Here is a 20412-nt window from a genome sequence, read left to right as displayed (position 1 = left end):
GGAGGGGGAGGGATGACGTCCTTCTACATCGCTGGTGCCGGTGGTGCGGGCCGGGAGGCGCTGGACATCTGCGTCGCTCTTGGGCGGGAGGTCACCTCGTTCGTGGACGACGCCCTGGCCGGTCGGTTCGTGCGAGGGCACCTCGTGTGCCCGCCGGAGGAGACGGATGCGAGGGGACTGTACGTCGTCGCGATCGCGGATCCGGACGCGCGCGTGAAAGTGTCCAGGCTGCTCGACGAGCTCTGCCTGCGGGCGGGCAACCTGATCCACCCGAGCGCCGTGATCGGTCCGTGCACGGTCGCGGGAGACGGTCTCATCGTGCACGCCAACACGACCATCTCCAGCAGTGCCGAGATCGGCGATCACTGCCAGGTGCACTACAACGCCACCGTGGGGCACGACACCGAGCTGGAGGACTACGTGACCGTGCTGCCAGGAGCCAACGTGGCGGGGAGCGTGCGGCTCGAGACCGGCGTCACGGTGGGATCGGGTGCGGTCGTGCTGCAGGGCCGCACCGTTGGTGCGGGAGCCTACGTCGGCGCGGGGGCGGTGGTGACTCGCGATGTGCTGCCGGGAACGGTGGTCGTCGGGTCACCGGCCGCGCAGCTGCTCAACGGCGGCCGCTGAGACGCGCCGCCGCAGCAACGTCCACGCCACGATGGACAGTCCTGCGTACAGAACAACGGATCCCACCGCGACGCCGATGGCACCGCTCAGCGAGCCGGTGACACCGTAGACACCGATTGCGCCGCCCGCGCCCGTTGCGCCGAGGACACCTGCCGCAGTGGTCCACCCGCCGCCGATCAGTCCGCGGCTCGCGACCACGAACGGGGCGAAGCAGACCTCTGCGGCGACGAGGACCACCAGCAACTCACGGGCGCCGCCGAACGCGTGCCCGAAGAGCGGAACCACGAGCAACCACGCCGCGACCACCACGAGCAGGCCCGAGACAGCGGTCGCCGCCACCGCGAGCAAGGTCGTCCTGACCAGGTTGGGCGCTCCCCGTCCCAGGGAGATGTCCCGCAGGCACATTTGACCGAGTGCGGCCGACAGCATCCGAGGGATCTCGCCGAGCGTGGCCGCGAGCGAGTAGACGCCGACCGCCGCTGTGCCAGCCGTGAGCCCGATGACGTACCTGTCCGCGCGCAGCACGACCACGAGCCCTATGGACAGTCCGAGCGTCGGCGCACCGAGGCGCAGCAACCCGATGACGGTCTTGCCGGAGACCGGCGTCCAGGTCAGCAACCCACCACGGCGCAACGCCACGGTTTCGGTCACCACCGTCACGGCGACACCGCCTGCCTGAGCGAGCAGGAGGGGCGCGGCGCTCCCGGCGTCCGAGGCCAGCAGCACCCCAGCGAGTCCGCCCGCGCTCGTCACCGCCGCCGCCGCTCCTCCGCGATGGAACCGGCCGTCGGCGAACCACGCGTCGACGATCTGGCCGACGACCACCTGTCCAGCGGTGTAGCACCCGACTGCGAGGAGAAACGGCGGTCTGGCCAGCGCGGTGTCGATCAGCGGGGCGGAGGCGGCGGTGCTCGCCACACCCAGCAGCGCCGCAGACACCGCTCCTGCCGCGGAACATCGCGCGAACGCGGAGGCCAGTGCGGGCCGGTCTCCGGCCGAGAGGCAGAACTGCCGGCGGAACGCCGATCCGGTGCCGAATCCGCCGACCAACGCGCACAGACTGCCGATCGTCAGGCCGAGCACCATGATCCCGCGCTCGTCCGGGCCGAGCACACGGGTTGCGACGAGCGCGGCGCCCGCATTGCAGGCGAGCTGTGCGGCGCTGGTGCCGGACATCGTCATCAGCTGACCGAGTCGTGTCATCGCGCGGCGTGACGTCCTGTGGGCAGGGCGGTGTCGAGTGCGCACAGCCGCCACGCGATCTCCACCGACGAATCGAGGCAGCGGACCAGGTGCCACGGCGTGTCCGCCGCCCACCGCCGCTCGTCGGTGACGGTGAGGTGGGTCTTGCCCGTGTGGTTGTCACCGAAGGCGATCCGCAACGCGTTGTCGCTGTCTCTGCGTGCCTCGTCCACGGTCATTCCGTTGAGCCGTGACAGCACTTCCAAGTGGTGCGGCCTGACACGTTTCTCCCGGCCCGACAAGCCGAGCCGCCATCGGTAGTCGTCGCCGAGGAAGGCGCACGCCTCCGTGCCGTCGAACCGCACCTGCCAGTGCGTGCTCAGGTCGAGGCGCAGCTCGTAGTCGCGTTCATCGCTGTAGAAGACCAGGAAAGGCGTGCGTTGTCGTTCACCCACCGCCACCACGAACGTGCCCGCCAACTCCGCTGGGTTCGCCATCACATGGGGCATTCTCGCCTCATCGGACCAGGTCATCAGCCCTTTTTCACACGAATTCGTGAGATCGCGTTTTTACGCGTCATCCGTTTCCTCTCGGGGGTCTGGCATTCAGAAGAACAGAAGTGTGATCACTGGAGGAAGTACTGATGTCCTGTTGGACGCGGCTGGCTGGAGTCTGTGCCGTAGCCCTGCTTCTCGGCACCGCACTCAGCCCGTCGCTCGCCCTCCCGGCTCAGCAAGCGGACAGGTCGGCCGGACCCGCCGGCACACGCCTCCGATCGCCACAGACGTTCTTCGCCTATCTCAAGCCTGGCGAGAACCTCGACGTGTTGTTCGTCAAGGACGACGATCTCGCCGGCAGCCTCGCGGAAGACCTCGTCGTGACAGTGCGCCGACCCTCGGGAGCCGACGTCGTCTGCACGATCCCCGACGGGGATCCTGAGGGCAGCGCGTGCGCGTGGTCCGGTCTCGCCGCCCCGGACGCCGGTATCTGGGCGGTGGAAGTCGCCATGTCGGCCTGTCCGTCCACGGGGATCTGCGGGAGGGACAGTTACACCTGGGGCGTCACCGTGCGGAGCGGCGTCACCAGCGTGCCGGGGCGTGTGTGGTCCGAGCGGTTCGCGATGAACCAGGACGCGTCGGCACCACCGGTGGACATCTCGTTCTGGTATCAGAGCGAGTTCGGGTACACCTACCGCGCCACCTATCGCGGCTACCACGGCATCGACTCCACCTTCGAGGCCGACAGCTTCGGCATCGTGCAGAACGGCACCTGCACGCCCGCTTACCGGAGCAGCGCCGTGCTGCGGCCCGCAGCCGGCGCGTGCGGCGGCACGTTCAAGATCTTCTTCGAGGCTCCCGCGCCAGACCTTCCGCCGGCCGCGACGCGCTGGAACGGCGTGACGGACTGGATCAGGCCGCCGGTACCCGTGACTCCGGTGATCACCGGCGGCACGTTCACGCCTTCGGCGCCGCATGGCAGCGCCGGCACGTTGTCCTTCGACCTGAGCGGCTACACCGGTCCGCTCGCGGTGCACGTCGACGTCAACGACGACGGTGATCACATCGACTCGGTCGACCGGAGGTTTCCGGTCACCGCGGACGCCGGTGCCGTCGTGGTGCCGTTCGACGGGCTCGACGGCAGCGGAGCTCCCATTCCGGCAGGGCAGTCCTTCTCGTTCGAGATCGTCGTCGACAGAGTCGCCGAGATCCACTTCATCAACTCCGACGTCGAGTTGCGCACCGGCGGCATCGAAGTGCTCCGGCTCAACGGTCCGCCCCTCGGCAGAAGCACCTTGCACTGGAACGACACCGACTTCCCCGAGCCCGACCCCGACCGGTGCGGCACCGCTCCGGTCACCGACGAACGCGCGGGCATCGGCAGCGCCGGTGGCGTGCACCGCTGGGATCTGGGCACCTGTGGCAGCGTTGCCGGTGCCAACGCGAACGACGGCGTCCGCGGAGCGTGGGGTGACCTGCGGGCGATCGAGGAGTGGACGTACGCCCCGGTTCTGATCACACACACGGTCCGGGTGCCGGGCTGCGACATCCGGATCACCGAGACCGCGAGCAGGTCGACCGCGTGGCAGGACGACGTCGTCACGTACACGATCAACGTGGAGAACACGGGCGACCACGTCCACCCCGTCACCGATCCGGTCGAGCTGACCGACGACCTCTCCGGTGTGCTCGACGACGCGAAGGTGGAGGTCCTGCCGGTGGCGACCGCCGGCACGGCGTCCTTCGCGTCGCCGGTGGTGTCGTGGTCGGGTCCGCTGGCGCCAGGGGAAAAGGCGACGATCACGTACTCGGTGCGGGTGAACCAGCCGGACCTCGGCGACAGAAGGCTCGTCACCGCCGTCACGTCCGACACCCATGGCACCGACTGCGCTGCGGCGTCGGTGAATCCGGCCTGCGCGACCGTCGTGGACGTGCCGAGCCTGAAGATCACCAAGACCGCGGACCGGGCCGATTTCGAACCGGGAGACACCGTCCTCTACACGGTCACGGTGACCAACGACGGTCAGGTTCCTTTCACTGCAAGCGATCCGGCGAGCTTTTCCGACGACCTCACCGACGTTCTCGACGACGCGAGGCTCTCCGCGGACGAGGTGACGGTGTCCTCGGGTGCCATCGACTTCACCTCGCCCGTGCTGACGTGGACCGGTCCGCTGGGCGTCGGCCAGACCGCGTCGATGACCTACCCGGTTGCCGTGGCCGTTGCGGGCACCGGAAACGGGGTTCTCCGCAACACCACGACCGGGATGCCCGGGGTGGCGCTGACCTGCACCGTGTGCGAGGTCGAGTTGCCATCCAGCGTCGTTTCGGTGAGCAATGAGGTGTTCGCCACGACACCGAACCCGGACGGTTCCGTCACTCTCGTCTACGACGTCACGGTCAGCGGCGGTGGCACGGCTCCGTCCACCTACGACCTCAGCGACTCGCTCTGGTTCGGCGCGGGTGTCACGGTGCACGCGACGAGCGCGCTCGACCTGAGCGGGTCCACCGTCAGCGTCGGCTGGAACGGCGTCGGCGAGCCGTCGGTGGTGACCGGTGTGAGCATCGCTCCAGGTGCGAGCCACACCTACCGGCTGACCGTGACCGCGACACCGGGTGCGACCGCAACGGGCGCCGCGACCGACTGCTCGCTGGACGCGGGAGAAACCGGCACGGCCTTCCACAACACGGCCACCGTGACCGGCGTCGGCGGAGTCCGCAGCGCCAGCGCCTGCGAGCCGATTCGACAGCTCGCCTCCGGCAAGGCGGCGCGGCCGGAGTCACCGATGGCAGAGGGGGACCACGACCTTTCCGGCGCGCTGCGCCCTGGCGCCGGCCTGTCGGTGGAGCCGACGTCCACACAGGCCACCGCGCCGGACTCCGTGGTCACGGATCCCGCACGGGACGGAGCGACCTCCACGATCCTCGCGTCTGATGTGGACACGACGCCGCGCGCTCTGCACATCGTGCACGCGACGGTAGAACCGGAGACCGGACGCGCGCCGACGGACTGCCCGGTCGCGGCAGGCGACAGCGGGACCGCTTTCTCCGGCGTCGCGACGCTGGTCCGCGACGGCCAGGCTCAGCAGGTGGACGGGTGTGTCGAGGCGCCGGACCTCGTCGTCGGCAAGCAGTCCGTCGGGACTCCCGTCCCTGGCGAGGACGGCACCTTCACGCAGACCTACGACATCACCGTCGGCAACCGCGGTGCGGGTCCGGCCGTCTACGGTCTCGCCGACCAGCTGTGGTTCGGCAAGGGGGTCGTCGTCGAGTCCGCCGCGGCGGTGAACACCACGCCGGGTTCTCTGCCGGTCAACCCCTCGTGGGACGGAGGGGCGGACGCCGTGCTCGCGAGCGCGGTCGCGATCAGTGGCGGCACCACGCACGTCTACCGCGTCACCGTGGTGGTCACTCCCGATCCGGACGCCACCACCGGCGCGGCCGCGAACTGCGACCTCGATCCCGGTGAGACGGGCACGGGCTTCCGAGCCATCGCCACCCTGTCGCACAACGGCCGGGCACAGCAGGCAGTCGCGTGCACCGCGCCATCAGCGATCTCGGTCACCAAGGGTGTGACGGCCACCGTGCCGAACGGCGACGGCACCTACACGATCGCGTACGAGATCGTGGTGACGAACAACGGCGCGGGTGCCGACCACTACGACCTGACGGACTCCCTGGAGTACGGCGCCGGCGTGGAACTGGTCAGCGCGGATGTCGCCACCCCGCTCGTCGCGGGTCCGAGCACGGGGTGGGACGGCACGAACGACGCCCTTGTCGCGAGGAACGTGACCATTGAAGGCAACTCGAGCCACGCCTACACGATGACCGTGGTCGCCGCGCCACCGGACGACCCGGCTCCTGGCGCACTGGACTGCTCGCTGGACTCGGGCGAAAGCGGAACCGGCACGCGGAACACCGCCAGGGTGACGAGCAACGGTGTCGTGAAGGGCGCCACCGCGTGTGCCGCCTTGGCACATCTCTCGATCACGGAGACGGTGCTGCCCGGTTCACCGAAGGCGAACGGCGACGCCACGTTCACCGTCGCCTACCAGATCGACGTGCGAAACTCCGGCGCCGCGCCGACGACCTACGACCTGACCGAAGAACTCCTGCCCGGCAAGGGAATCGAGGTCGTCTCGGCGGCCACGGAGGCGAATCCCGACTGGAACGGCGCCGATGAGCAGAAGATCGCGAACGGCGTCGCCATCGGCGCAGGGGAGCGTGACACCTACCTGCTGACGGTCGTGTACGTGGTCAACGTCGTGTACGCGACGAGCACCACCACAGACTGCCTGATCGATGACGGGGAGACCGGATCCGGGTTCGCCGGCCGCGCCACCGCGACGGGCCTCGGCATGTCCCACAAGGCTTTGGCGTGCGCTGAGGCCCCCGTCTTGTCGATCAATCACACGATGGTGGGGCTCACTCCGCACGAGAACGGTTCCCACACCGCGGTGTACGAGATCGCCGTGATCAACCTCGGTGCCGGATCGGGCCACTACGACCTGTCCGACGAACTTCGGTTCGGATCCGGCATCGAAGTCGTCAAGGCCGCGGCGAGCGCGATCGACGACGCTCCGGTCCCGGACAGCGGGTGGCGCGGTGCCGGCTGGCTGGTTTCAGGCGCGCGGATCGATGGCGGTGACACCCATGTGTACCGCGTCACGGTCACGCTCACATCGGAGGCCACGGGCAAGGCCGCGGACTGCGTCGTGGATCCGGAGGAGAGCACAACCGGTCTCCGCAACGTCGCGACGATGTTCACCAACGGCGTCACGGAGCAGGCGGTCGGGTGTCGTTCGATCGCCGGGGTCTCGGTGGCGGAGGACGTCGTCCGCACGACTCCGCTCGGCGACGGCTACCAGGAGATCAGCTACCGGATCACCGTCGCCAACGAGGGCGCGGCATCGGCCACCTACAGTCTCCACGACACGTTGAGGTACGGCGTGGGCACCGCGGTCCGCTCCGCCGTGATCGACGGCGCGCCGGAGTGGAACGGCGCTCTCCAGCCCGTCGTGCGCACCGACGTTCCGCTGACGGCGGGAGAACGGCATGTTTACGACGTGAAGGTCGTCGCGGCGCCTCCCTCGAACGCTCGTGCCGAGTCGTTCGACTGCGTGCTCGACCCCGACGAGGAGGGCACCGGTGCGTTGAACACCGCGGCGGTGGTGGTCGACGGCGTCGTGAAGTCGGCCAGTGCGTGCGCCCCGTTCCCCGGAGTGACGATCACCAAGGAGGTGCTGCCCGGCTCGCCGAAGGTCGGACCCGATGGTGACCTCGTCGTGGACTACCGGATCACCGTGGTGAACGGTGGCGCTGCCGACATCACCTACGACCTGGATGACCGGCTCCATCTCAGGAACGGGACGGAGGTGACGGACCTGGTGGTGCGGATGAGTCCTGACGTGGCTCCCACGAACCCGAGCTGGAACGGCCGCTCCGACTTCTGGATCGCTCGCGGCGTGCATCTCGCGTCGGGCTTCGGCCACAGCTACGTGGTCACCGCGCGTGTCGTGCCCGATGAGGTGGACGGCGATGCACCGAACTGCGCACCGGATCCGGGAGAGGACGACAGTGGCCTGTGGGACGAGGCGACGGTGACCGCCAACGGGACCGCGCTGACCACCGAGGCCTGTGCGCCGCTTCCCGTCGACGAACTCGCCGCGACCGGCATGGACCTCAGGTCGATCTGCGGTGTCGGCTTCGCGTTGCTCCTCGCGGGAAGCTTGCTGGTGTTCGCCGCTCGCCGTCGCGAAACCGAGTGACGCACGGTGCGTCAGCTGGAGCGGATGGCGTCCGGGTGCACGAACCGTCCGATCTCGACAGTCGTGCGGATCGTGGTGAGCAGCGCCGGGCCGTCCGCGTTGAGCCCGACGAGGCCGCGGACACCGTGCAGCCGGGCCCACGCCGCGGCCACGGAGTTGCGGGTGTTCCTGCGCAACAGCGCCACGATCACCACGTCCGGGAACATCGAGGTCAGCAGCAGCGACAGGTCCCAGCGCGGGTCGCTCGCCGAATCGAGCAGCAACACGTCGGGTTCGTCCGTCTGACACAGGTGGATCGCGGCGTCGCTGTCGGAGGCCGAGCCGATCCACATCAGCTCCCGGCTCTCCCGGATGATCGGGGCGACGCCTCGCTCCAGCGACGACGCGGGGCTGATCACGGCGACGCGCAACACGCGAGCCGGGATGGTACTGATCACGACTGGTCTCCTCCTGCCGCGGCCACACGCCGCAACGACGTTGGTAGACACCGGCTTTGCGACTCGCTTATGCGTGTCCGCCGAAGTTCGCCCGCTTCGGTGAACTCCGGTCGGGCCGCGTAAGGGGCTCGCTCACCAAGGTCATCAAACGTTGTGCGTCGATCAACGCGCGGTGAGCAACGTGGTGAAGGAGTCGGCATGTCGCGCCGGAAGGCAGCGGGCAAACATCGATTGGTGCGACCGAAGAAGGAGGTGCGCTCCAGGTGCGGTGACTGTACGAAGAGGGGGCTCGTAGGTGCTCTTCTCGTGCCGCTCGCGATACTGGCCGGGGCGTTGTTCGACTCCGTCACCCAGGCGCCCGACGCGGTCGCCAAGGTGATCGAGAGCGTCGGCGCCGACGAGTCGCACACCGTGATCGTGACGACGACGGTGGCGATTCCGACGCGTCCGGAGTGGTCCTCGTCCGCACCGGCCGCAGCGGCCGCACCGGACCCGGCCGTCACAGCCTCGTCCACCGAACAGACAGCGGTCGCCGCGCCGCAGCGGACGATCAGTGAGGCATTGCCTGCCGAGCCTTGCGTCGCGGCACGTGACACTGGATCGCACGCATCGAAGGAACCGCCGGCTGCCAGCATGTCGGTGAACGTCCTACCTGGACGCTCAGGGGAGAATCGGGACGGGGACGAGGAATCCCGCCCCGGCCGATCGATGCGTTGCGGGTGAAGATGACGCAGTCATTGGCCGCGACCAGGCTGGACACCTGCCAGCGGAACCGGGACAGACCGCTCCGCGTCGCACTCGTCGACTCGGTGCCGTTGCTCCGCAGCGGTGTCCAGGCTGTCGTCGCCGCGAACCCGAGTCTCACCTGGATCGGCGCGGTGAGCGGCGCGCCGGCCGCTGTCGAGATGTGCGACAGAGGAGCGCCGGACGCGGTCCTGATCACGTCCGTCAGCGATCCCGGTTGGAAGCTCTGCGAACTGCTGACGCGTCTGTTCAACGGCATGATCGTCGTGGTGCTCATCGGTCCGGAGGCGAGAGGCGCCGAGGCGATGGCTCGTGCACGTCTGCACGGTGCACGGTCGCTGGTGCCGATCGAGGCGGACTCCGACCGCCTGGTGACAGCGATCAGGCTAGGTGTCGATCTCGGCGACTTCGTCGATCCGCAGCTGCGCGGCTGTTTCGCTCCCGTGCGACTGTCCGCGGTCGTGTGGGGCGGCAAGCCGTTGTCGCGTCGGGAGCTCGAAGTGCTGCACCACGTTGCGAAGGGACGGACCGCCGCGGAGATCGCCGACTGTCTCGGCATCGGCACGGAGACCGTCCGGACGCACGTGAACCACGTGCTGCGCAAGCTCGAGGCACGCGACCGGGCACACGCCGTCGCGAAGGCCTTCGAGATGTCCTTGCTGTCCCGCTGAAGCGAAAACCCCTCCGGGTGACGCAGCTGGCGGGGCCGTAATGAGGTCGTGGCCCCGAGGTCCACATTCACGCGACGGATGCCCCCGTTGCGGCCGGTCCCTTCGGGGTTCACCGGTCGTCACACCGTCGCTCCCCCGGGGCCGTGGTGGCGAGTTCCTCTCCTTCCTCGCCACCACGGCTCCTCTGTGCGCGTTCCCGGTCGGACCGACGAGGAGCTGTTGATGAGGCACCACTTTCGAAAGTGGCCACGGTTGTCGATGTTGATGAGGCTGGGTCGGTGCCGACGTTCGGTGTCATCCACCTCCAGGGCAGGGATCGACGAGCGGCGTCAGGCGAACGTGGTGGTCCGGCTCGGCCGCGGCTGCGTCGCGGTCGAGGGAGCGTCCTTCGGTCCCGTCTACCTGTCACCGCTGCAGGTAGGTCGCATGCGTGCGGCGCTCAAGGATGCCGCCACCCAGTTGGCCGGCGATGGAAGTCGGCTGTACGCCGCGGCGGACCCGTTCGCGCGACGCTCGTGAAGTGGGACATGTACGAGATCGTCGAGCACTACAACTTCGTTGCCACGCACGAGATTTCAGGCCTGCGTCCGACTCATCCCTGCCACGGTGTGCACATGCATCAGTGGTCGGTGGAGGTCGTCCTGCACTCGGCCGGTCTGCTGCCCACCGACGCGCCGGCCGAGACCGCGGCCCTCGAGCCGCTGCGGCGTTATGTCGTGAGCGAGCTGGAAGGTCGTCACCTCAACGATCTGCTGGTGGGTGATCCGACGCCGGCGAGGCTCGCCGGTCATTTGGCCGGCTGGTGCCGCTGCCACCTGGCTGCCTACGTGGTCGAGACGCTGCACGGCGTTTCGGTGTCGGCCGGCCGGACGTCGCGGGGCCGATACCTGGTGTCCAGGGGCCACGGCAACAGTCATCGATGACAGGGAAGCGGTGTCGCAGTGATCAGTCCTGAGTACCTTGAAGCGGTTGACCTCCACCCCGCCTTGGCGAAGCTGGCAATGATGGCGCGGACGGGTACCGGTTGGACCTTCCTGCCGGTGGTCATCGCCGGTGTCCACTGCATCGGCGGCACTCGCGAGCGGCGGACCGTCACTGAGACGATCACCGTGCGCGCGATGGACGACGTGACAGTGGCCCGCTTGCGGAACGACGACTGCCGCGGGCCGCGGTACTCGTCGGTGCCTGGTGTCCTCTGGGAGTACACCGGCACGTTGAGCGACGCCATCGACGAGCTGCTCGCGTTGCCGGATCCCGATCACCCGATGGCGCCGAGATTGCTCCGCCCGACGTCGTCGATGTTCGTGATGAATGACCAGAGATGAAAGTCCGTGCCCGATCGTGAAGTCAATGCACAACATTGAGTTTCTATTATCATCCCATTGGGGCTGTTGCTCATGAGAGGTCTGCCTACTTCGTCCGGCTGCGTTACCGCGGCACGCCGACCGAGGGGAATTTGCCACCAGGCGAAGGCTCGCGTGCTGCGTTCCGTTGGGTCTGGTTGTAGTTTTGCCTTGCGCATTGTCAGTCAGGATCGCAGAACAAGGGGCAGGTGAGATGATCGAGGACCTCGACGGCCGCGACGAGCAGAACGCCTGCAGTTCGGACTCGTCTCTCCTGCACGCCGTCCGGGCCGGCGACCGGGATGCTTTCGGTGAGTTGTACCGCAGGTACCACGCCTGTGCGCACAGTTTCGCGTGCCGGCTGCTGGGCACGTCGCAGGGAGCGGACGACCTCGTCGCGGAGGCCTTCACCAAGGTGCTCAACCGGATCGTGTCCGGTGGTGGGCCGGCCACGTTGTTCCGCGCCTACCTGCTGACCACGGTGCGCACCACCTTCTACAAGCAACTCGCGGTCGATCGCCTGGTCGATCGTCAGGCTGATCTCTCCGAGCAGGTGATGCCGGTCGTCGACCGGGATCTCCTGATCGAAAGGCTGGACGCGGACCTCGCGCTGCGGGCGTTGGAAAGCCTGCCGGACCGGTGGCGGACCGTGCTGGTCCAGTTGGAGATCGAGAAGAAGCCGACCTCGGCGGTGGCAGGCGTGCTCGGCATTCATCCGAACGCGCTGGCGGCCCTCGCCTTCCGGGCACGTGAGGGGCTCCGGGTCGCCTACGTGCAGATGCACGTCAAGTCGACGGGGGCGGCGGAGTGCAAGCTGTCCGCGAGCAACCTCGCCGCGTGGCTGTGCGGCCGGCTCGGACAGGGACTGCGGGTCCGCGTCCAGCGGCACATCGCCACGTGCAGCCGATGCACCAGCGCGGCCCATGAGGTCTCCGAGCTGTTGACGCAGCTGCGCCGGTCGGCACCGTTGACCCTCGCGGTGCCCGAGATTCCGAACCCGCGGTTGGTCGATTCTTTTCGTGCGTAGCGAACCCCCTTCCGTCAGCAGGCTGATTCGGGTCGGGCATCCCCAAAAGCGGGCTCACGCATCCCCATAATTGGTGATCTGGCTTGGTTTCCGCCTTTCTTCGTGGCTAGTGTTCTCCTGCGCGCCGCTGCCGAGGTTCTGACGTGAATTTTTCACTGCGGCGTTGCGCGCATCTTCCGTCGAATCACGAGGCTGTCGACCTCGTTCCGAGAATGTGAAACAAGGGAAACGGAATGCAGAAGAAGCTGTACAAGGGCCTCATCGCGGTCGCCGCGGCAGGTGCCGCGGTTCTCGCGAACGGGTTCGGGACTGCCAACGCGCAGGTGCAGGAAAACCACATGGCGCCCGCTCCGCAGGAAGCGCCGGTGATCGCGGAGACGCCGCAGAATCCTGACGCGACGATGACGGGCACTCCCGAAGACACCCCCGATGACGATGTCGTGACGACCGCCTCGACTCCTGATGACGAGCCGACCTGCACGGTGGAGGCGGAGTCGGTCTGCGACGACATGATCGTGAACGCGGCCGGCACGGACGCCGGCATCGACGTTGCCGTCGCTGCTGCCGCTGATGTCGACCTCGCGGTCGCCGCCGCCGCTGATGTCGACCTCGCGGTCGCCGCCGCCGTCGATGCCGACCTCGCCCTGGCCGCGGGGGTCGGTGTGGGAGTGGGCGTTGATGCCGGTGTCGGTGTCGGTGTCGGGTTGGGTCTGGGCGTTGACGCCGGCGTGGGCGTGGGTGTGGGCGTCGGTGTCGACGCGAACGCCGCATCCAGCACGAGCACCGGCGTGGATGCCGCCTGCGCTGGCGACGACGTGGACGCGGCCGACGTCGCGGAGGCCGACTGCGACGGCACCAGCGCCGGCGCGGATGCGGATGCCGACACGGCGTCCGCGGATGCGGACGGTGGTGTGGTGGTCGTCGCGAACGCGGACGCCGATGTCGCGGTGGGCGTCGGCGTTGCCGCCGCCGCCGATGTGGACGTCGCCGCGGGCGTCGGGTTGGGCATCGGGCTGGACGTGGCCGCTCAGGTCGGTCTCGACGTCGACCTGGCCCTCGCCCTCGGCCTGGGTGTGGCAGTCGACGCCGAGGCGGTCGCCGTCGCGGATGTGGATGTCTCGGCCGACGCCATGAGCGAGTGGCCGGGCACGGATGCGGACGCTGCGAACACCTGCCCGGCGGACGCCGCCGGCATCCCGACCGGATCGGCCATCGCGGTCTGATCTGCGCCTGGGCACCGGTCGTGAGTTGCCGGTCGAGCGGGTGCGGTGGGCTTCATGCTCCCCGCACCCGTGTCAGGTGCTGCCACATGTCGTCGGCGAGGTGAACGCAATGGTGGTGAGGATCATCATCAACAAGACGGACGATCTGGACGGGGTCAGCAGTGAAGACGTGGACACGGTCTCCTTCGGCGTGGACGGGGTTCACTACGAGATCGACCTGAACGCGGCTCACCAGGAACGGCTCCGCGCCGCACTGGCGCCGTACCTCCCGGCAGCACGCCGGGTGGAGTGGAGCGCCTGTACCTCCTACTACTCCAGCCACGACGACCTCATGGCCCGCATTCGTGCGTGGGCACAGGAACAGGGCGTCGGCGTGTGCGGCCGAGGTCGTGTCCCGAATGCGCTGATCGCGGCTTTCAAGGCCGCGCACGAAAGTTCTCCGGACGACATCATGCAGCAGTGTGATGGTCTCCTCGAACCGCCTCCCAAACCCGAGTGAGCGCTGTCCGCGTGCGCTGTCTCGGCACTTCGACGTGCTCCGGCACGGCCGGCTTCCGCTTTCGCGTGATGGGCCGGGGCTTTGGTCGTGCAGCCAGCCTCAAAACGGTTCCGCAGGCGAGGAAGAAGATACCGACGAGCGTGAGATCGTAAAGCGGAACGCCTGTTGGGTAAACCGATTCCAGTGCACTTGACATCGGAGCTCCGAACTCGAGCGGGTCTGTTCGTCAAGGTTACGTCGCGCACTGGGGGGTGTGGTGTCGCGAAAAAGGGTGAAGCCATAACGCGTGCCGGTGTGCATCGGGGTCCGTCGCGGTTCGTTCGCCGCTCAGACGTGTGGTGAAAACCAAATTCCATTCGCGCAGAGTCACAAATCTCGCGAAAAATGGTGGTTTCATTTTTGAATGGCGTCCTGGCGCACTCTGGCTGTTTCACGGTCAGGTCGGCGCCGGCATCGACGGGACATCGCCGCGGCCGTGCGTTCCTCGGTGCGCTGCGTGTCCGCGGACAGGCGGTGACGGGTGGTGCTCGCAGCTCTCCGTCGCCGCTTCGTCCGTGCTGGGTGCCGGCCTCAGGTCACGGCGGGGGCTTGTCCGCGCGGAGCTTCACCGCCTGCGTGTGAGTGCGGCGCAGCCGCTGAAGTACTCGGGGTTCTGGTCAGGTTCGGTGTCGGCGTCCGGGAGCCAGAGCGGGATGGGCACCAGGCCCGGCTCGGTGAGCTCGAATCCCCTCAGGAGGTCGCCGACCTCCGCCGCGCTGCGGAAGGCGCATTCGGGCAGCGCCTCGTGGTAGATGTCGCTGTAGAGCCTGATGGCGTCGAGCAACTGCTCGTCGCGGCAGGTGTGAGAGAGGGCGACCTGGCACGCCGGACCCAGCACGTTCGCGTAGGTGGTCAGCAGCTCCGCCGGCTCGGCGGAGTCGGGAACGTGGTGCAGCACGTCGATGGCGAGCAGAGCCACGGGCTCGTCGAGGTCGAGCAGGCCGCGCAGGTCCGGCGAGTCCAGAATCTCCTCGGGCCGGAGCAGGTCGGCGTGGAGGTAGACGGTGCGGTCGTCGCCCGCCAGCAGCTCACGCGACTCCGCCACCACGACGGGGTCGACGTCGGTGTAGACCACGCGACACTCGGGAGCGAGGCGCTGCACCACCTCGTGCACGTTGCCGACGGTCGGCATTCCGGAGCCCAGATCGACGAACTGGCGAACTCCGTCACGCACGAGCCGGGTGACCACGCGGCGCAGGAAATCTCGATGCGTGCGCACCAGGTACGGCAGTTGGGGCGCGCACAGGGTGAACTGTTCCGCCAGTCGCCGGTCTGCTGCGGAGTGATGTGAGCCGCCCAACCAGTAGTCGCGAACTCGGGCGGGTTTGGGTGTTGGAGCGCCGATGATGCCGGGCGCCCAGATGGGCGGCACTTCTGGCGAGGCGGGCGTTTTTGGATTGATCACACCACGCAGTATGTGTCATCGGCGGCCGGCGTGATGAACATAATACCCAAAATTGGGGATCATTGCGGCCGGGGTGCCGGATCCGGCTCGCTTCGGCAATTGCGCGCCGATCTCTTTTGCGTAAAAGTGGTCGAGGCGCGGCGCGCTGCCCTTGAGGTCGACGGCATCGGATCGGTCGACTGGGCGAAGGTTGCATCAGGGAATTGACGTGGCCGACGGTGGAGAGGGTTCCCCGGCGCCGTCGTCCTGCGTGCCGGACCGCTGTCTCCACAACGACGTGGCAGGCCCCGGTGCCGACAGGGGGCGCGGATCTGTCTGTCGGCACCGGGACCGGGTCGTGGTGAGGTCCGGTGGGCCTCGAGGTCGGTCAGAAATCCCGATTGCTCATGGTGTCGTGCTCGGGTGCGTGCTGAACCACATCCACAGTGCGACGCCGAGCAGAACCGCCGCGAAAACTCCTTGCCACGCGGTGGGTTCCGTGATCATCATGACCAGATTGACGGCGCTCAACAGCCCGTAGACCGCCGACAGAACGATCTTGGCGCGGCGCTTGTCGAGGCCGGTCGCCGAAGTCTGCCCGTTGATGCTGGCCATGCCCAACCTCCTGTGCGCTCAACGTGTTGGTCAACGGCCGGGGCGGCCGCTGATCCCGCTCTCGACACGCGGACGCGTGCGCAGCGGAGGCCGGTAGCGGTACCCGACACCGCGAACCGACTCGATCGGCGAGGTCGCCGAGTCGTCCCAGCCGAGCTTGCGGCGGAGCCTGAGCACGGTGAACTTCACCCGCTCCGCCCCGATGCCGGTCGGGTCCTCCCACGCCTCGGCGAGGAGTTGGCCGGTGGACAGCGTGGCGCCCGCGTTGCGGGTCAACATGCTCAGCAACCGGAACTCGATCGGGGTGAGGGAAACCTCGCGGTCGTCCACGTGGACGAGCCGGGACAAAGGATCGATCTTCAGTGAGCCGTCGTCGTAGACGCGCTCCGACCACTGCGCGGGGCGCGCCCTGCGCAACAGCGCCTCGACCCTGGCGAGCAGTTCGCCGGTGGTGAAGGGTTTGGTCAGGTAGTCGTCAGCGCCGGCGCGTAGGCCGCGGATCTTGTCCGACTCCTGGTCGCGTGCGCTGAGCAGCAGGACCGGTACATCACTGAGATCACGGACGCGTTCGAGCACGCTCAGCCCGTCCATGCCGGGCAGTCCGATGTCGAGGACGACGAGGTCCGGCTTGGAGTCGTACACCGCCCGCAACCCGGCCCTGCCCTCGGACGCGCGGTCCACCTGATAGTTGTTCCTGGCCAGGAGCAGGGCCACGATCCGGGCGATGTCCGGATCGTCCTCGACTACGAGTACACGTGGCATGGTCCCTCCTGGTGCTTCACTCACGATCAACGTATGTGCGCAGCAGAAAGATCACCTTCTCGTCACCCGTCCGTGACTGACCCCTGTTCACATGGTGACGATTTCGCGTGGTGGGCCTCCAGAGTGGCGCATTTGTCACACGAACGAGTGGCCGGCGTAGTGATAGGGAATGCGGATTATTGGCCTGGTGTGACCAGTAGGACCACGAACGTGGCATAGACCATGAACGGCCCGAGCGGCAGGGCCGTGCGAGCGTCCGCACGTCGCACTGCCAGCAGGACCACGCCGACGAGTCCACACAGGACGAAGGAAAGAGCAGTCGCGAACAGTACTGACGGCCATCCAACCCATCCCAGCACCATGCCGAGCGGTCCGGCCAGCTTGACGTCGCCCAGCCCCAGATCCCCCGGCCTGATCAGCGCCAGCAGCAGATAGCCGGCTGCGAGCACCGCGCCCGCCAGCACAGCGCGAAGGAACTTGCCGGGCTCGGAGTTCAGCAGCGCCGCGCCCGCCAGCAGAGCGGCGAGCGCCGGGTAGGCGGGGAGAGTGAGCCGGTCCGGCAGCCGGTACACGATCAGGTCGATCGTCGCGAGCGCGACGCACAGAACGGCAAGCCACGCAAAGGCGATCAGCTCGGGGCGTGGCCCCACCGCGCCCGCGATGGTGCCGAGCATTGTCGCGGACGCGATTTCCGTTACGCCGCAAGGCAAAGCCACGCGCTCGTGGCAGGACGGGCAGCGGTCGGCGCTCGCGGGACGCAGCCGGCGGCCGCAGCGCGGGCACGCGGTCCGGTCGGGTGTGTCCGGTGGTACGGAGAGCCGGAAGACCGCGGCGCGGATCCACGGCCCGGTCAGCAGACCTGCCGCCGTTCCGGCCACGGCCGTCGTGAGATGCACGCCCGAGACGTTAGGTCAACGTCCACACGGGACGGCGTTTTGTCCTCCATTCGCACGACAAGGCGTCGTCTCCATCGGGTGTTTCGCGAATTCTTCTGACCAATCGCCCGCTGTCCGCGGGGGTTGCCCGTGCCGCACAGTTGTCCACGTCGGGCGGTGACGGATCGCCCAAACCCCAAGAGGAGAACAAGATGTTCGCAGCGATCGCTTACGTGCAGCTCTGGATCAGCGCCCGGTTCGACGAGCGGGAGCGTGGTGCTACCGCCGTCGAGTACGGACTGATGGTCGGCTTGATCGCCGTCGCTGTCATCGGTGTCGTCATGACGCTCGGCGGTCAGCTCGAAGGCCTGTTCGACGGTGTCAGCGACCAGCTGCCTGCCGCGCCCGCTGGAGCCTGATCGCGATGAGGCCGCCGCTCGGAGCCGGTCACGACGGATCGGCTCTCAGGGCGAAGCCCGATCGTGGTGCGGCGGCGGTGGAATTCGCGCTCGTGCTGCCGATCCTGCTGATGCTGATGTGCGGCATCGTCGACTTCGGCCGGGCGCTGCACGCACAGGTCGTGCTGACGCAGGCGGCCAGGGAGGGTGCCCGGCTCGCGGCGCTGGGTGAACCGGACGTGGTCACCCGCACCCTCGGTGCCGCTGGAGCACTGTCCGGAGTGGACGTCCAAGTCACGGCCTGCCCCGCGAACCTCGCGCCGGCGGACGCCGTCGTGACGGTCACCCACGAGTTCATCTTCGTCACACCGATCGGGGCCATGACCGACACGTTCGGTGCCGATGTCGGCCCGATCACCCTCACCGGGAGAGGAGTCATGCGATGTCTCGGCTGATGTCACGACCGCGGCGTGACGACCGCGGTGCGGCCACCGTGCTGGTAGCGCTACTGCTGGGTGGAGGGCTGTTGCTGGGCTGTGGTGCGCTCGTCATCGACGTCGGCCGGCTGTACAACGAGCGCGCCCAGTTGCAGAACGCGTCCGACGCGGCGGCGCTGGCGCTCGCCCAGGCATGTGCCGGGGGCACGGGTTGTGCCGACGGCACCGCGCTGAACTACGCCAACGCGAACTCCGGCGACGGAACGTCCACAGTGGACCTGGTCTGCGGTGCCGACGCGAGAGGACTGCTCGACCCCTGCCTGGGGGATGACGACGGAGAGGCGGCCGGCTGTCTCGGCGACCGGCCCGCGGAAGGGAATTTCGTCGAGGTCCGCACGAGCACCCGGCAGACGGACGGTTCCACCTTGCTGCCCGCGACGTTCGGGCAGGTTCTGCTCGGCTCCGCCTACGAAGGAAGGGGCGTGGCCTCCTGCACTCGCGTGGCGTGGGGCGGTCCCAGGGCGACCTACGGCTTCGGCGTGACGATCTCGCTGTGCGAGTGGATGACCGCGACCGCCGGTGGCACGACGTTCGCGCCGGAGTCCGGAACGGTCCCCGCGAGCTTCGAACGCGTGCTGAAGCTGCACACCACCTCGGGCACGAGCTGTTCCGGCAACCCGGCCGGCTGGGTACTGCCCGGTGGCTTCGGCTGGCTGGCCGACGCGACGGGCGACTGCCAGGCCTATGTCGACCTCGACGGCGTCTACCGCGGCGACACCGGCGTCAGCGCGTCCAGCGCGTGCAAGGAGGAACTCGCCGACGCCAGGACTCGCAACACGACCCTGCTGGTGCCGGTGTACGACGGCGCGGGCGGAACCGGGCACGAAGGGTACTTCCACCTGAAGGGCTTCGCCTCCTTCGTGATCACCGGCTACAACCTGCCGAGCCTGAAGATCGCATCGCGGCTGACTTCCCAGTCCCACTGCAAGGGCGACGAAAAGTGCGTCTACGGCTACTTCACGACCGCCTTGTTGCCCGCCGACGCCGTGCTCGGTGGTCCGGAGATGGGCGTGACCACCGTCCACATGCTCGGCTGACACCGGAGAGGGATCATGAAACGACGCCTGCTCACCATCGGCCTCACGCTGCTGCTCGCCGCGGTGGGCACCATCTCGGTGCTGCTCTACGTGCGCAGCGCCGACGCTCGGGCCCTGGCGGGCAAACGCGCCGTCCCCGTGGTCGTCGCGGAGAAGCGCGTGCCCGCGGGCACGAGTGCCGGTGCCGCCCTGCGGAACGGCTTGCTGCGGCTGGAGAAAATGCCTGCCGAGACCGTGCCGGAGAACGCGCTGGGAGAAATCGGCGCGGACCTGGCCAAGCTGGTGGCCACCGCCGACGTCCAAGCGGGCCAGCTCGTGCTGAAGCCCATGTTCGCGGCCGCCAAACCCACGTCGTCCGGCCTGCCCATCCCCGAGGGGAAGGTCGCCGTCAGCATCGAGCTGGGCGCGCCGCAACGAGTGGCCGGCTACGTCAAGGCCGGCTCGCAGATCGCGGTGTTCGACACGTACACCGTCATGGACGAGAAGTCGGGCACACCGTCCGGTGCCGGGCTGGAGAAGCAGCACGAGAGCACGCAGGTCACCCGGTTGCTGCTGCCGAAGGTCGAGGTGCTCGCGCTCGGCGCGCCCCCGGTCCCGAACGCGAAGTCGGGTGACGGCGCGGGCCAGACAGGCGTGCTGGTCACGGTCGCGGCGACCCAGGCCGAAGCCGAGCGCCTGATCCAGCGCGCCCAGTTCGGCACCTTGCACTTCGCACTGCTCACCGACAGTTCCCAGATCAGCCAGGGCAACGGCACGAACAGCAAGTCCGTCTTCGACCCGGCCACGTAGG

Annotated in this window: 21 protein-coding genes; 14 read left to right on the top strand and 7 right to left on the bottom strand. The window is 68.2% G+C overall.

The window, feature by feature from the left end; genetic code table 11:
* Positions 1 to 12: 12 nt before the first annotated feature.
* Entirely contained in the window at positions 13 to 627 is a 615-nt protein-coding gene (locus tag G7043_RS03795; RefSeq protein ID WP_166043865.1) for a NeuD/PglB/VioB family sugar acetyltransferase, read from the top strand.
* Here the strand turns inward: G7043_RS03795 and G7043_RS03790 are convergent.
* Together G7043_RS03790 and G7043_RS03785 are read right to left on the bottom strand one after the other, a co-directional pair.
* A complete protein-coding gene (locus G7043_RS03790) occupies positions 592 to 1830 on the bottom strand; it encodes a lipopolysaccharide biosynthesis protein (RefSeq protein WP_166043863.1) in 1239 nt (412 codons plus the stop codon). The two genes, G7043_RS03795 and G7043_RS03790, sit on opposite strands and share 36 nt — an antisense overlap.
* The gene (locus tag G7043_RS03785; RefSeq protein ID WP_207310547.1) at positions 1827 to 2306 is read right to left on the bottom strand and encodes a hypothetical protein; all 480 of its coding nucleotides are present in this window, start codon (positions 2304 to 2306) and stop codon (positions 1827 to 1829) included. Before G7043_RS03785 ends, G7043_RS03790 begins: the two co-directional genes overlap by 4 nt.
* A gap of 146 nt (positions 2307 to 2452) precedes the next feature.
* Here G7043_RS03785 and G7043_RS03780 point away from each other — a divergent pair, with 146 nt between their 5' ends.
* Positions 2453 to 8071, top strand: a complete 5619-nt coding sequence (locus G7043_RS03780; protein WP_166043861.1) for a DUF7927 domain-containing protein — start codon at positions 2453 to 2455, stop codon at positions 8069 to 8071.
* An 11-nt stretch (positions 8072 to 8082) separates the two neighbouring features.
* Here the strand turns inward: G7043_RS03780 and G7043_RS03775 are convergent, their stop codons facing one another.
* On the bottom strand, positions 8083 to 8508 hold the full coding sequence (locus tag G7043_RS03775; protein ID WP_166043859.1) for a response regulator transcription factor: 426 nt from the start codon (positions 8506 to 8508) through the stop codon (positions 8083 to 8085).
* Positions 8509 to 8814: 306 nt separating this feature from the next.
* On the opposite strand from G7043_RS03775, the gene G7043_RS03770 reads away from it, so the two are divergent.
* The 8 genes from G7043_RS03770 (at position 8815) to G7043_RS03735 (ending at position 14015) form a co-directional block, all read left to right on the top strand.
* Entirely contained in the window at positions 8815 to 9231 is a 417-nt protein-coding gene (locus G7043_RS03770; RefSeq protein WP_166043857.1) for a hypothetical protein, read from the top strand.
* Between the two features lie 2 nt (positions 9232 to 9233).
* On the top strand, positions 9234 to 9923 hold the full coding sequence (locus G7043_RS03765; RefSeq protein ID WP_166043855.1) for a response regulator transcription factor: 690 nt from the start codon (positions 9234 to 9236) through the stop codon (positions 9921 to 9923).
* A gap of 291 nt (positions 9924 to 10214) precedes the next feature.
* A complete protein-coding gene (locus tag G7043_RS03760; RefSeq protein ID WP_166043853.1) occupies positions 10215 to 10442 on the top strand; it encodes a hypothetical protein in 228 nt (75 codons plus the stop codon).
* An 8-nt stretch (positions 10443 to 10450) separates the two neighbouring features.
* Positions 10451 to 10846, top strand: coding sequence for a 6-carboxytetrahydropterin synthase (locus G7043_RS03755; RefSeq protein WP_166043851.1), 396 nt, complete (start codon positions 10451 to 10453; stop codon positions 10844 to 10846).
* An 81-nt stretch (positions 10847 to 10927) separates the two neighbouring features.
* Positions 10928 to 11248 (top strand): hypothetical protein, encoded by a 321-nt coding sequence (locus G7043_RS03750; protein ID WP_166043849.1) that lies wholly within the window; start codon positions 10928 to 10930, stop codon positions 11246 to 11248.
* A 232-nt stretch (positions 11249 to 11480) separates the two neighbouring features.
* Entirely contained in the window at positions 11481 to 12293 is an 813-nt protein-coding gene (locus tag G7043_RS03745; protein ID WP_166043847.1) for a sigma-70 family RNA polymerase sigma factor, read from the top strand.
* Between the two features lie 233 nt (positions 12294 to 12526).
* Positions 12527 to 13516, top strand: coding sequence for a hypothetical protein (locus tag G7043_RS03740; RefSeq protein WP_166043845.1), 990 nt, complete (start codon positions 12527 to 12529; stop codon positions 13514 to 13516).
* A 109-nt stretch (positions 13517 to 13625) separates the two neighbouring features.
* Complete coding sequence (locus tag G7043_RS03735) at positions 13626 to 14015, top strand: histone-like nucleoid-structuring protein Lsr2 (RefSeq protein ID WP_166043843.1); 390 nt, start codon at positions 13626 to 13628, stop codon at positions 14013 to 14015.
* Between the two features lie 604 nt (positions 14016 to 14619).
* Here the strand turns inward: G7043_RS03735 and G7043_RS03730 are convergent.
* The 4 genes from G7043_RS03730 to G7043_RS03715 all read right to left on the bottom strand — a co-directional run bounded on the left by G7043_RS03730 (position 14620) and on the right by G7043_RS03715 (position 17711).
* Positions 14620 to 15459, bottom strand: a complete 840-nt coding sequence (locus G7043_RS03730; protein ID WP_166043841.1) for an SAM-dependent methyltransferase — start codon at positions 15457 to 15459, stop codon at positions 14620 to 14622.
* Positions 15460 to 15843: 384 nt separating this feature from the next.
* Positions 15844 to 16053: a hypothetical protein gene (locus tag G7043_RS03725; protein ID WP_166043839.1), complete on the bottom strand. Its 210-nt coding sequence runs from the start codon at positions 16051 to 16053 to the stop codon at positions 15844 to 15846.
* 30 nt (positions 16054 to 16083) lie between these two features.
* Positions 16084 to 16815: a response regulator transcription factor gene (locus tag G7043_RS03720; RefSeq protein ID WP_166043837.1), complete on the bottom strand. Its 732-nt coding sequence runs from the start codon at positions 16813 to 16815 to the stop codon at positions 16084 to 16086.
* A gap of 176 nt (positions 16816 to 16991) precedes the next feature.
* A complete protein-coding gene (locus G7043_RS03715) occupies positions 16992 to 17711 on the bottom strand; it encodes a prepilin peptidase (protein ID WP_166043836.1) in 720 nt (239 codons plus the stop codon).
* Positions 17712 to 17902: 191 nt separating this feature from the next.
* Here G7043_RS03715 and G7043_RS03710 point away from each other — a divergent pair, with 191 nt between their 5' ends.
* The 4 genes from G7043_RS03710 to cpaB are packed head-to-tail and all read left to right on the top strand — an operon-like array spanning position 17903 to position 20411.
* Positions 17903 to 18109, top strand: a complete 207-nt coding sequence (locus G7043_RS03710; RefSeq protein ID WP_166043834.1) for a Flp family type IVb pilin — start codon at positions 17903 to 17905, stop codon at positions 18107 to 18109.
* A 5-nt stretch (positions 18110 to 18114) separates the two neighbouring features.
* Positions 18115 to 18543, top strand: coding sequence for a TadE/TadG family type IV pilus assembly protein (locus G7043_RS03705; protein ID WP_166043832.1), 429 nt, complete (start codon positions 18115 to 18117; stop codon positions 18541 to 18543).
* Positions 18531 to 19622 carry a pilus assembly protein TadG-related protein gene (locus G7043_RS03700; protein WP_166043830.1) on the top strand — a complete coding sequence of 364 codons (1092 nt, stop codon included), beginning with the start codon at positions 18531 to 18533 and terminating at the stop codon, positions 19620 to 19622. The genes G7043_RS03705 and G7043_RS03700 overlap by 13 nt, the downstream gene beginning before the upstream one ends.
* Positions 19623 to 19637: 15 nt before the next feature.
* Complete coding sequence (gene cpaB, locus G7043_RS03695; protein ID WP_166043828.1) at positions 19638 to 20411, top strand: Flp pilus assembly protein CpaB; 774 nt, start codon at positions 19638 to 19640, stop codon at positions 20409 to 20411.
* Position 20412: the final 1 nt, after the last annotated feature.

Source organism: Lentzea alba, from assembly GCF_011067745.1.
Taxonomy (GTDB): domain Bacteria; phylum Actinomycetota; class Actinomycetes; order Mycobacteriales; family Pseudonocardiaceae; genus Lentzea; species Lentzea alba.
This window is presented reverse-complemented; position numbering and strand designations above follow the sequence as displayed.